Consider the following 11,847-nt stretch of genomic DNA (forward strand, 5'->3'; position numbering starts at 1 on the left):
TTATTTTTTCATCACTTTTGTTAAGATTCCAAAAACACTTCTTATAAAAGTAGCACTTGTTAGTACTTTAACAATTGGATTCATAGCAGTACTTTTTCGGCGTGTTCTTGTTGTTTTTTTCTTAGACTCTGCTTTTTTGAGTGCTTCTTTTTCTTTTAACGCTTTTTCTTTAGCTTCTTCGGCATCAGCTATTTTAATCTTTTCATTCAGCATTTCGTAAGCACTTTCTCTATCAATAGTTTCGTTGTATTTTTTAACCATTTTTGATTTTGAAAGTAAAGTACTTAATTCGTTATCGGTTAAAACATCCATTCTGCTCATTGGAGCACGCATCATAGTTGCAGCTAAGGGAGTAGGTCGCCCTTTTTCGTCTAGTGCAGATACTAAAGCTTCTCCAATACCTAATGATGTTAAAACCTCAGTTGTATCATAATATTCAGAATCAGGATAGTTTTGAGCTGTTAATTTTATAGCTTTTCTGTCTTTTGCAGTAAATGCTCTAAGCGCATGTTGAATTTTTAAACCTAATTGCCCTAAAACAGCTTCAGGAACATCAGTTGGATTTTGAGTTACAAAATATAAACCAACTCCTTTACTTCGTATCAGTTTTACAATACTTTCTATTTGATTTAAAAGTGCTTTAGAGGCTTCATTAAATATTAAATGTGCTTCATCAATAAACAAAATAAGTTCTGGTCTATCACTATCTCCTTGTTCAGGAAAGGTAGAATAAATTTCAGCAAGTAAACTCAACATAAATGTTGAAAACAGTTTAGGTCTGTCTTGAATATCTGTTAATCTTAATATGTTTATATAACCACGGCCATTTTCATCAACTCGAAGTAAATCTTCAACATCAAAAGAGGTTTCACCAAAAAACAAATCAGCGCCTTGTTGTTCCAGTTCGATAATTTTTCTTAAAATAGAGCCCGTTGAGGCTGTAGAAATTCTTCCATAAGACTCTGTGAATTCAGCTTTACCTTCTTGAGTTGCGTATTGTAGTATTTTTTTAAAATCTTTTAAATCTAGAAGGGGCAGTTTATTGTCATCACAGTATTGAAAAATAACTGCTACAATTCCTGATTGTGTTTCGCTTAAGTCTAATATTCTTGAAAGTAATACAGGACCAAATTCACTTACTGTAGCTCTTAATCTTACACCGTCTTGTTCTGATAATGTTAAAACCTCAACAGGAAATGATTTTGCTTCAAATGGTAAGCCTATTTTTTCATGGCGTTCATCTATTTTTGGATGACCAGGACTTGGTTGGGCTAACCCACTTAAATCACCTTTTATATCCATAAGCAAAACGGGAATACCTTTGTCACTTAAATTTTCTGCTAAAACTTGTAAAGATTTTGTTTTTCCGGTACCGGTTGCTCCTGCAATTAAACCATGACGGTTCATGGTTTTGAGCGGTATTTTAACGTGTGCTCCAGTAACGGTTTCGCCATTTAGCATAGCTGCTCCAACTGGAATAAAATCGCCTTTAGTTTTGTTGCCTTCTGTTATGTAATTAAAAAAAGTTTCCTTTGTACTCATGCCTTATATTTTGCATAAAAATACAGGAAAAATAAGGAAGAAAAAAATGAGTTTTTAGATTAAAATATTATTCAAAAAAACTAAATATTAATTTTAGTTTAAGCGCGTTATTCCAATGTTTATGAATACTGCATTTAGAGTAGTTCCTCCATTATTCAATACATATCTTAATCTTACTACATCATTTGCATTAATAGGATAGATAATGCTCCCACTTGTCCCCCAATAATCGGTACTAGTTAAAGTTGCAACTCCTCTATTTAAATAACCAACTAAAACATTATTAATAGTAAGTGCCAAAATATATTTTGTATTACCACTTGGCATATTACTGGAGGATAGAGATGCAGTAAATAGATAGTTTCCTTGCTCTAGAATAGTAACAGTTCCATTTCCAGTAACATTATACACGTCGGGATTTGTTACAATAACTTCTGCAGATCCTATGGGGAAATTAACATACGTGTTGTTTGGGGTAGCGAGAATATTATTACCACCTCCAAAGGCTCTGTTTATAACAAGTGCAGAGTTTGATATGCTTGACCAAATACTGTTTTTATAAACATAATATGAATTTCTTGTAGTGTTAAAAACCAATGCACCATCTAAAGGAGTAGGTATGGCATTCATTTCTAAAGAGGTCATTCTAGGCGGGATTAGGGCGCCAACTGTACTGTCTATTTGTAAGGCCGAAGAGTCATCAGGGTTTGTTGTACCAATACCAACTTGAGAATAGCAATGATAATTGATACATAATAGCATAATTAACACATGTGTTATGTGCTTCATTTTTTTGGGGATTGAGAGGTGAAAGATTCATAAATTAACTAATCAATAGCAAGTTAATTAAATTACATTGAAATACAAAATACTTAGAAAAAAGTAAAGGGAATATGTATATTTGTACCCTATGATTAAAGAGATACAGCAATTAGTAGATAAAGGTGAAATGTTACCTTTAATGGAAGAGTTTTATACCATTCAAGGAGAAGGGTTTCATAAAGGAACAGCTGCATATTTTGTGCGAATTGGAGGTTGCGATGTGGGCTGCCATTGGTGTGATGTGAAAGAAAGCTGGAATGCAAATTTACACCCACCAACTGAAACTTATAAAATTGTAGAAAACGCTAAGAAATATAGCGATACCATAGTTGTAACTGGAGGCGAACCTTTAACTTGGGATATGACGGTTTTAACTACTCAATTAAAAGCAGAAGGTTTGCAAGTGCATATTGAAACATCTGGAGCTTATAAATTAACAGGTATTTGGGATTGGATATGTTTATCGCCCAAAAAAATGAAGTTGCCAACTCAAGAAGTTTATGATAAGGCAGACGAATTAAAAATGATTATTTACAATAAAGATGATTTTCGTTTTGCTGAAGAGCAAGCTGCTAAAGTTAATAAAGATTGTATTTTGTATTTACAACCAGAATGGAGTAAACGTGATAAAGTGGTTCCAGAAATTGTAGATTATGTTATGAAAAATCCAAAATGGAAGGTGTCTTTACAAACGCATAAGTATTTGAATATTCCTTAACATGAAAAAACTGAAACTTTTAAAATTTGGGCGCGATTTTAAACCCGATAAACAAATAATTTTAAGAGATTATTTAGCCATAGAGCGTACCCGCTTAGCAAATGAGCGCACGTTATTATCTTACATTAGGTCGTCGTTGTATTTGCTTTTGGGTAGTATTGGTTTTTTTCAATTAAAAGACTTTCCCAATTTTAAATATTTAGCATTAGTCTCTTTAGTATTCAGCGTTATTTTCTTTATAATTGGTGTGTTTAGATTTCGATTGCTTAAAAAAAGTTTAAAACGTCTTTATTACATGTCTGAAAAAGACAAGGACAAATAATTAAAACTTAAAGTGTATTGACAAAAAAATGCTTCAAAAGTTTAAAACCTTCAAAGCATTTATATGTTTTTATTAGTAACTACTATTTAGTAAAAGGTACAGCAACTCGTGTTGTTCCCCATCCTAAATGTAAGTGTACGCCATCATCAGCTTTTTCAAAAGCCATCGAAAAAGCTTCAAGAGATTTATCATCACTAGAAACAGGTACCGTTAAGCGCGCCACATCATTTTCTTCTTTATAGAAATAAGACCCCCAAACATTAACATCGGTACTAATTATGGCAGTCCATTCTTTTTCACCAGGAATTACATAAAAAGAGTATGTTCCAGCTTTAATAGTCGTGTCGCCTAATTTCATATCTGTATAAAGTGTTAATTCAGGCGCTTCGTTTGCTCCGGTTCTCCATACCTCACCATTTTTGGCTAATTTAGATACTTCTCTGCCTTTTAGTTGCGGTCTGCTGTAAACAATTTTAATTAATTTCTCGGCATTTTTGTAATCTGCAGGAAATGCTGCAGCATCCATTGGGCTTTTGTCTAAATCTTTAAATTTCTGTGCATTTGTATTAAACGAAAGTAGCATTATAAATGCAAATGCCATGCTTGTAAAAAGTGTTGTTTTTTTCATAATGAGTTTTTGTTTTTGTAAGCTGAAAGGTAAACCGTATTTGTCTTAAAGTTTTTATAAAAGTCGGTGTAGAATGTTAAAGTTTACATTTTTTAAGATAAATAGGTCATAATTATTTGGACGTTACGGCATGAGTTGGGCTTTCGTTATTTTACGAGCTCTTGCTCAATTTCTTTTATAGTAGTCTCAATTTCTGCCTTTATACGTCCAAATAGATTTGGCCCATTCGTTGCTTTAGCCGATAGGTAGTAAGCTAATAGATAATTTTCAAATTCAGCTGATTCGAATAATCTTTTGTTATCTATCTTTTCGGAAATTGACGCGCTATCAAAATCCATAAATCCAATATCCATCACAAGTTTTCGTACACTTCCCTTATTATAAAAAATAATACGCAATTTATCTTCTGTGAAATCCATTGCATTTAACTGAATGTTTAAATATTCCAATGAGCTATTAAAAGAGGCTAGGTTTTGCCTTAAACTTTTATTTAAAATGATATTGAGTTTACCTGAACTAATGATATCTTCTAAAACTCCTGTTGCTGGTATATAGCCAATGGAACTACCGAAAATAGGAGCGAACTTTTGAGAAATTTTCTGAGTACTAACAGTATCAAGCACATTTCTGTCAAATAAATTCAATAGATATTCAAGTGACTCTATACGTTGCTCATTTTCTTGAATAGAGTTGTTTATTATGTTCAAGTTATTTTTAAATTCTGCTTGTAGGGATAATAAATATTCCTGCTCTAGACTTCTTTCATTGTTGTAATTATTGTTATTATTAATCTGTAAAGCTATTAATATACCAATAACAACAAGTATGATTTCTCCGATAGCATAAAGCAGATATTTACTGAATTTATTTTCAGTTAGCATTTTTTGGCGAATTTTTCTAAAGAATTTTATCATTGGTTAGCGGTTTGTTATAATGAAGCATCAACGGTTTCGGTTACGAGTAGTTACGTGGTTTAGCATTTAACTTTGCAAGTACATACTAAGCTGAAAATTTGCTAGAATTTTCAGAAGTAGGCGAGAGCAAGTAATTACTTATAGTTATTGTTATGCACATGTTTTATTTTATTATTGGTAATTCTAAAAAAGATATGTTTGTTTTATTCCTGTAAATACTCAAAGTTGGTATTCCTTCGGTCGGAACCTTATCAAATGTATCTTTATCTGCTCCAGCAATTGCAATTCTGATAGCATGTCCTTTCTTGATGAGAATGGATGTAGGATGTAATTTAAAGCTCACTTCTTCAATTTTATTAATAGGCATAGGTAATGCATCTGATTTTCTGAATGAATGATATGGTATCTTATCAAACATATCATTTTTAGTTAATTTTCGATGTTTAAGCAAAAGCCCTCCTTCTGTAATGTATGTGCTTTTTCCATTTAAATCTACATCTTCTAAATAGACAAAAATGGCTCCTTCTTTGTGTGTAGACGACAGACTGAGAGAAATTACAGCTGTTCCTGTAATTTGAAGAGACTCTTTAAGAGGTGCGGTTGTATACGTTAGCATTAAAGAATCGGCAGCATTGCGATTATCAAGATTAAGAACGGGTTTTCCCATTTGCGTGGTCCATCTATTGTTTGTGCCAGTACTTACCGAAAAGTCAACTAGATATTTATCCATACCCTGAGGTTCATTAGGTTCTGAATTATCTAATTTTCCGTTGGCATCTAAATAATATTTTATGCTTTCTTGTCCCTTTGGCGGCCAAATATCAGATTGTTTAAATGATTCTTCTCCAAAATTATAGTACTTAATGGCAGGCCAATGCTCAACCCCTTTGTCTTTCCCCTTTATGTACTGGTCAAAGAAGTCTAGTTGTAGTTTAAGCTGCTCCATCACCGATGGTGTAGGGGCAACAATACTGTTAGAAACAACAAATGGACTGGCATGAGAACCACCACCATGAGAAGTTGGCATCATGACAACTTTCTGCGGATTATCAAAATGTTGCAATCTTAATAAAGTACCTTCAGCTGTTCCGGCATCAAGCCAACTTGTAAGAACAAGCATGGGTACATTTGATTCCGAAATTTCCTTTTTCCAATGCAAGGGGTCAAGTTCTTCGAATTTGAAATCCCCTAATTTGTTATCCTTGTAAGGTGCTGCTGTTAGGGCTTCTAAAACAATTGGGTTGTTTTCATGTTCTTTTATTGCATCTATTGGAAAATCTTCACCGACACGCCTTATACTGGCACCCAGATTTTCTACGGAATTTTGGTCTAACCAATCAACATATTGACTCCATACCGCTATAAAACTTGTAGCGATCATTCCATAAGGCCGCGAAGGACTTTCATATACGTCAAAATCTGACCATCCAGGAATGACTGCTTTAATGGCTGGGTGTTGGGTAGCACATAAAAGCTCTGCCGTTGTCCCAGAGTAAGAGGTGCCATAGGCTCCTACTTTACCATCAGACCAAGGTTGGTTTACAACCCAATCAACAATGTACCAAGCATCTTTCACTTCTGTAGGCGAGTATTCTCCTAGGCGAACTCCATATGAAGCACCTGTTCCCCTCACATCAACTTTTGCTAGGATGTAATCATGGTTAAGAAAATACTCATCTCGTTTTTTGAGTGAAGGAATTGGCTTAGCTGTTTTCGGGTCTTCTTTGCCTCTCCAATATCGAGTAAACTCAAACAGTACTGGAAGTTTTTTATTTTTATAATTTTCTGGGAAGTAAACATCTACAGCCAACTTGGTTCCATTGACAGCAGGTATGTAATAAGATTCAACGTTAATAGTTTGCGAGAAACCGAATTGATAGGTTAAAAGAAAAAAGATTATAATTAAAAATTTTTTAGCTGTCATTTTCTAGTTGGGTTAATAATTGCATAATGGTTTTGTTTATGATACGTTACGTCTCAAGCAACTTTTTTTAGCAAATAAAAACTGAATAGAATATTCTACAGGTATATAAGTAAGCTATAACTGGTAATGTATTATATGCTTTTTTACGCACAGTTAAAAATTTCATTTGTTCAATAGCCCAATCGTTATAAGTTTACCAAGAATAACGTTCAGTCAGGTTTTTATTCTGTATAATTTAAAAATATCAATTTTCGAATTTACATTATCTTAGATTTCTGCCTTCAAAGCAATCCACAATAATCAACTTCCAATATCGATTAGAGAATATTTAATCAGTTTTTTCATCATCAAAAACTATTTCTCCTCCAATAATTGTCATAGCGACCTTAGTTTCTAATATTTCATTTTCTGGAATTGTCATTATGTTTTTGTCAAGAATGGTAAAATCTGCCCATTTTCCAACTTCTATACTTCCTTTGTCATTTTCTTGAAATGCTGCATAGGCAGCATCCAATGTATAAGATTTGAGTGCTTGATTTCTGGTCATTTTCTGCAGAGGTTCATAACCACCATCAGGCATGCCTTTTAGAGTTTTTCTCGATACTGACGCATAAAAGCCAGCCATAGGATTAAGGGGTTCTACAGGTGCATCGGTTCCGTTCACAATCTTTGCTCCAGATTTTAATAAGGTCTGCCATATATAAGCACCTTCTTTAATACGCTTCTCTCCTAGACGATCAATGGCCCAAGGTCTATCTGAAGACATATGAATAGCCTGCATTGCTAGAATAACATCTAATTCTGCAACCCTAAGAACGTCTGCTGGATCGAAATGTTGGGCATGTTCTATTCTAAATCTCGCATCTTTTGAACTGTTTGTAGATTGCGTCTTAAAGGTGCTCTCATAAATATCTAAAACCTCACGAGTTGCTCGGTCGCCTATGGAATGTATGCCTACTTGAAAACCGTTTTTATAAGCATTTTTAACAATTTTATTAATATCCTTTAACGGTGTAACAACATGACCATGTTCTCCGGGAGCATCCGTATACTCCTCCAATAACCAAGCGCCTCTTGAGCCTAAAGCCCCATCTGCCATTAGTTTAATAGATCTAATGGTTAGTTGATTGTCGTATAAATTCACTTGAATACCTTTCTTAAAAGAATATTTTAGAAGTTCGGGTTTTGTTCCGCGAAGCATAACATACAACCTTAGTTTAATTAGGTTTTGGGATGCCATTTCTTCAAAAAGGTTTATCATGTAGCCACCTGAACCTGCATCATGAAATCCGGTGATACCATTTTTAAAGCACTCTTCTAAAGCTAAAGTTACTGCTTCTTTTACATCTTCCTTTGTAGGTTCAGGTAAAAACTTGAACACTAAATCTCCTGCAGTTTCATTAAGAATTCCGGTTGGTTCACCATTTAAATCTTTAATTATTTCGCCGCCATCTGGTTGAGGTGTCTTTGAATTAATACCCGCTATATCCATAGCTTTTTGATTTATAATTATGATATGTCCAGAAGCATGTATAAGAATAACAGGATGATCTGGTACAGCAGCAGATAGTAGCTTATTTGTGGGAAACCCATTAACTAATGTAGGTTGTGTATCCCACTTATCATGATGCCATCCGTTTGCTAAAATCCATTCTCCTTTCGGCGTGTTTTTTGCTTTTTCTGCGACTCTTTCAATAGCCTCTTCATAACTCTTAGCCCCGACCAAGTCAACTTCCAATAAATTTACTCCAAGATAATATAAATGGGCATGCCCCTCTATTAAACCAGGAATCATAGTCTTGCCTTTTAAATCGAAGAGTTGGGTTTTATCCCCTTTTAACTTCATGATATCTTCCTTACTACCTACAGATAGAATTGAATCGGCTTTTACGGCTACAGCTTCCACCATTGGGCGGTCATCATCCATTGTATAAATCTCTCCGTTAAAATAAATTTGATCTGCTAATGTGCCAAATTCTATGGTTTGTGCCTTTGAGTTTGCAGTAATAAGTAAAAAGAAAATAATTAATTGCGTTAGTTTCATTGTGAGTTTGTTTTGGAGTCCAAGATTATTACACTTGTTTAAACGTTTCGTTATAGATATTTCAATTGTACTTAACGTGTTTGTTTTGAATTCGTTGCTTGGTTTAACACGTAATTTAGCAAATAAAATCCGAATAGAAAATCTGCGAGGATTTTTTGTAAGCAGGCGAGAACCAGCCATTAATTTTATACGGTGTTGCCAACAGTTATTTTTTCAGTTCTTCTAATTTTTTAATCTCCCAATCTTTATCGTCGTAAAACTTTTTGTTCTTATCGTCCCAATCCGTAAAATTTCCCGAATTCAGGGTTTTATGTTGCTCTAAAATGACTTTTTTAATTTCTTTTGGCACAATTACTAAAATATCGAACCTAATCAAATTCTCAAGCTGTAAAAGACTTTTGTATGAATTTTTGTCAATTACAGAAGCTGAATTTAAATCTAAATGTTTCAGATTTTTGATCTTTTCATAAGGTTCTAAACTTTTAAGTCTCAAATTTTTTGGTGCAAAAGTGTCTCCATTTAGTGAAAGTCCAATTAGAGAAGTTATTTCTCCGATTTTTTCATAATTCTCAATTTTAAAAGAGTTTTCAATTCTTAAATGAGTCAGTTCAATTTTTGCAATTGGTGAAATGTCTATCAGCTGAGTAAATCTTTCCAATTCTAACCTTTTGAGTTTAGTCAGTTTTAAAATTGGATTTATGTTAGTTGCTTTTGAACTGTCAATTATTAAGTCCGTAAGATTTGGTAAGTCACAAAAAATATCAAGAAACTCTTGATTAATCCCACAAGCGATAGAAATCCGCTTTACTTTATCCAAGTTTGGGATTATTTTAATCCATTCGTTTTTTACTCGTTCTTTTTCCTTTTTATTCGAAACGTCCCATTGAAAAGACAAACTTCCAATTCGGATGTTTTCAGAGTTTATTTTTGGATTGTCATATTGCTGAATATTTTCATATTCATGAATATGTTCAGGTGAGAAAAACTGATGATTTTTATATCTGTCGTTCATTCTAATTGTTGGCAACGGTTTCGTATAAGAATAGTTGCGTGTTTGCGTGCGAGGATTTTCCGAAGGAAAATCAGATGTAGTAAACACGCAACGCCCTTTGGTTAAACAATAAACCGTAATTATTTTTATACATTGTTTTACGCAGGCTTTTTTATAGCTATTCCACTAATTTTCTGGCTGTAACAGTATCATATATAATTTTCAGTTTACTAATCTTATTTTGATTATCGAATTCAATAATGTCAACTACATCAAATTCTACTTTTTGATTATTTTTTAAAGTCCATTTATAGGTAAAATAAAGAGCTAAATTGTTTGAGTCATTTTCTTCAAAAATTCCTTTTAAGTAAAGCTCAGAATTTGATGTATCACTATTTAATTCACGATAAAATTCATCTGCTTTTTTTATTCCGTATAGTGGTGAATCAACCATTCCATTTTGATTGAATAATGCAACTACTTGTCCAATATTTCCATTTTCAAGATGAGTTATATATTGCTTTGCTATTTCCTTTTTATTCATTATTTCATTAATCTTAAAATTTGTTTCTCAGCTTGTGTACAAGGTGTTTGTGTATGATTTCGTTGCGTGTTTCAGCAACTAAATTAGCAAATACAAACCGAATAGAAAATACGTGAGGATTTTCGTTAGTAGGCTCAGGCCAGGCACTTAGTTTTATACGTTGTTAGCTGCTGTAATTTGTTTCCAAAGAATCTAGCTGTTTTCTAAACCATATTCGTTCCTTTGTTTATTTCGCTTTTTTATTTTTATTCTGCTCTATTAAAACTGCTCCAATTAAAGACGCTCCAATAACAATTCCGCTTAAAGCGTCTATAAACTCTCCTCCTTTAAAAACTCCGTATAAAGCAAATAATATTGAAACGATTCCTATTCCTATTATAAAATTTCTTAATGATTTACTCATGTTTTATATATTAAAGTTATTTTTTTCAATTCCGTTTGAGTGAGAATTCCACAACATAATTTTTCTATTTTTTTTATAAAACTCAAAATCTTAACTACGTTTTTTCGCTTAGAGTACGTTCCGAAATGTATGGCAACGGTTTTGTATTTGATACGTTGCGTGTTTCAGCAACTAAATTAGCAAATACAAACCGAATAGAAAATCCGCGAGGGTTTTCGTACGTAATCTCAATACAGCAATTAACTATACATATCTTAAGTATGTAATTCACTAAATTTAATTAATAATCAGAAAGAAAAAAAGAGAGAATTAAGGTTACTTGTTTTTTAACTCAGTTCTTTGTTGTACACAGTACTTTTATTTCCACTTCTCTATTAATTCAGTCACACCTTTTTTAATTCCAATGTAAAATTCTCCATTTTTAAATTCGGGAATTATTGTTTGGTCAATTACATTTTTACAGATTTCGTCTGTTAAAATCAGTTCAGTTCCAGTCCCAGTTGCAATTCCGATTTGTCGACAAGGATTGCAGACAACTATTGTCAGTCCGTTATTTTTTTTTGCATCTCCAACTCCCCAATAATTCATTAAATTTCCAGCGTATTTTTGAATGTCAGAATAAGGTTTTATACTGTCAATTGTTACCACAACTATTTGTCGAGTTGTTTCAATATTATAGTCATAAATAATGTCCGACAGTTCTTTCCTTTGTGAAGGACTGAAAATGCTGTCATAATCGTTTATTATTAGACCTTTGCGTTTTGTCTCTCGAAATTTTTCAACTGTTGAGAAATCAAATTCAGTAGTAGTTTTTTTGATTTCCGTTTCTTGAGCTGTTCCTTTGCAAGTAAGCAAATTTAAAGTCAGAAATAGGATTAATATTTTAGTTCCGATTTTCATTTCACGTATTGTGTACATCGTGTTTGTGTATAGAAAGTTGCGTGTTTGCCTGCCAGGATTTTCCGAAGGAAAATTAGAAGCTAGCAAACAAAGCA

The 11,847-nt window shown here is 33.1% G+C and carries 12 protein-coding genes; 2 read left to right on the plus strand and 10 right to left on the minus strand.

Annotated features, from left to right (window positions below; translation table 11 throughout):
• Positions 1-1,542 carry a helicase HerA-like domain-containing protein gene (locus Q0842_RS05840; RefSeq protein ID WP_298495391.1) on the minus strand — a complete coding sequence of 514 codons (1,542 nt, stop codon included), beginning with the start codon at positions 1,540-1,542 and terminating at the stop codon, positions 1-3.
• A 93-nt stretch (positions 1,543-1,635) separates the two neighbouring features.
• Positions 1,636-2,331 carry a hypothetical protein gene (locus Q0842_RS05845; RefSeq protein WP_298495394.1) on the minus strand — a complete coding sequence of 232 codons (696 nt, stop codon included), beginning with the start codon at positions 2,329-2,331 and terminating at the stop codon, positions 1,636-1,638.
• A gap of 121 nt (positions 2,332-2,452) precedes the next feature.
• On the opposite strand from Q0842_RS05845, the gene Q0842_RS05850 reads away from it, so the two are divergent.
• Positions 2,453-3,082, plus strand: a complete 630-nt coding sequence (locus Q0842_RS05850; protein ID WP_298495396.1) for a 7-carboxy-7-deazaguanine synthase QueE — start codon at positions 2,453-2,455, stop codon at positions 3,080-3,082.
• A gap of 1 nt (position 3,083) precedes the next feature.
• Positions 3,084-3,404, plus strand: a complete 321-nt coding sequence (locus tag Q0842_RS05855) for a DUF202 domain-containing protein (protein WP_298495399.1) — start codon at positions 3,084-3,086, stop codon at positions 3,402-3,404.
• An 82-nt stretch (positions 3,405-3,486) separates the two neighbouring features.
• On the opposite strand, the gene Q0842_RS05860 is transcribed toward Q0842_RS05855, so the two are convergent.
• From Q0842_RS05860 to Q0842_RS05895, 8 genes are all read right to left on the minus strand, one after another.
• Positions 3,487-4,032 carry a DUF2911 domain-containing protein gene (locus Q0842_RS05860; RefSeq protein ID WP_298495402.1) on the minus strand — a complete coding sequence of 182 codons (546 nt, stop codon included), beginning with the start codon at positions 4,030-4,032 and terminating at the stop codon, positions 3,487-3,489.
• 146 nt (positions 4,033-4,178) lie between these two features.
• Positions 4,179-4,946, minus strand: a complete 768-nt coding sequence (locus tag Q0842_RS05865; RefSeq protein ID WP_298495404.1) for a DUF6090 family protein — start codon at positions 4,944-4,946, stop codon at positions 4,179-4,181.
• A gap of 163 nt (positions 4,947-5,109) precedes the next feature.
• On the minus strand, positions 5,110-6,870 hold the full coding sequence (locus Q0842_RS05870) for a CocE/NonD family hydrolase (RefSeq protein ID WP_298495406.1): 1,761 nt from the start codon (positions 6,868-6,870) through the stop codon (positions 5,110-5,112).
• 328 nt (positions 6,871-7,198) lie between these two features.
• Positions 7,199-8,914, minus strand: a complete 1,716-nt coding sequence (locus Q0842_RS05875; protein ID WP_298495409.1) for an amidohydrolase — start codon at positions 8,912-8,914, stop codon at positions 7,199-7,201.
• 205 nt (positions 8,915-9,119) lie between these two features.
• Positions 9,120-9,926: a hypothetical protein gene (locus tag Q0842_RS05880; RefSeq protein ID WP_298495411.1), complete on the minus strand. Its 807-nt coding sequence runs from the start codon at positions 9,924-9,926 to the stop codon at positions 9,120-9,122.
• Positions 9,927-10,083: 157 nt separating this feature from the next.
• Entirely contained in the window at positions 10,084-10,449 is a 366-nt protein-coding gene (locus Q0842_RS05885; RefSeq protein WP_298495413.1) for a nuclear transport factor 2 family protein, read from the minus strand.
• Between the two features lie 226 nt (positions 10,450-10,675).
• A complete protein-coding gene (locus tag Q0842_RS05890; RefSeq protein ID WP_298495416.1) occupies positions 10,676-10,852 on the minus strand; it encodes a hypothetical protein in 177 nt (58 codons plus the stop codon).
• A 357-nt stretch (positions 10,853-11,209) separates the two neighbouring features.
• On the minus strand, positions 11,210-11,847 hold a 638-nt coding region (locus Q0842_RS05895; protein ID WP_298495419.1), incomplete at its 5' end, for a YgcG family protein.

It is taken from the genome of uncultured Algibacter sp. (assembly GCF_947495675.1).
GTDB lineage: Bacteria > Bacteroidota > Bacteroidia > Flavobacteriales > Flavobacteriaceae > Algibacter_B.

Excerpts from the sequence above, each read along its gene's own strand:
- Q0842_RS05840 (WP_298495391.1), bottom strand. The coding sequence starts at position 1,542 with ATGAGTACAAAGGAAACTTTTTTTAATTACATAACAGAAGGCAACAAA.
- Q0842_RS05845 (WP_298495394.1), bottom strand. The coding sequence starts at position 2,331 with ATGAAGCACATAACACATGTGTTAATTATGCTATTATGTATCAATTAT.
- Q0842_RS05850 (WP_298495396.1), top strand. The coding sequence starts at position 2,453 with ATGATTAAAGAGATACAGCAATTAGTAGATAAAGGTGAAATGTTACCT.
- Q0842_RS05855 (WP_298495399.1), top strand. The coding sequence starts at position 3,084 with ATGAAAAAACTGAAACTTTTAAAATTTGGGCGCGATTTTAAACCCGAT.
- Q0842_RS05860 (WP_298495402.1), bottom strand. The coding sequence starts at position 4,032 with ATGAAAAAAACAACACTTTTTACAAGCATGGCATTTGCATTTATAATG.
- Q0842_RS05865 (WP_298495404.1), bottom strand. The coding sequence starts at position 4,946 with ATGATAAAATTCTTTAGAAAAATTCGCCAAAAAATGCTAACTGAAAAT.
- Q0842_RS05870 (WP_298495406.1), bottom strand. The coding sequence starts at position 6,870 with ATGACAGCTAAAAAATTTTTAATTATAATCTTTTTTCTTTTAACCTAT.
- Q0842_RS05875 (WP_298495409.1), bottom strand. The coding sequence starts at position 8,914 with ATGAAACTAACGCAATTAATTATTTTCTTTTTACTTATTACTGCAAAC.
- Q0842_RS05880 (WP_298495411.1), bottom strand. The coding sequence starts at position 9,926 with ATGAACGACAGATATAAAAATCATCAGTTTTTCTCACCTGAACATATT.
- Q0842_RS05885 (WP_298495413.1), bottom strand. The coding sequence starts at position 10,449 with ATGAATAAAAAGGAAATAGCAAAGCAATATATAACTCATCTTGAAAAT.
- Q0842_RS05890 (WP_298495416.1), bottom strand. The coding sequence starts at position 10,852 with ATGAGTAAATCATTAAGAAATTTTATAATAGGAATAGGAATCGTTTCA.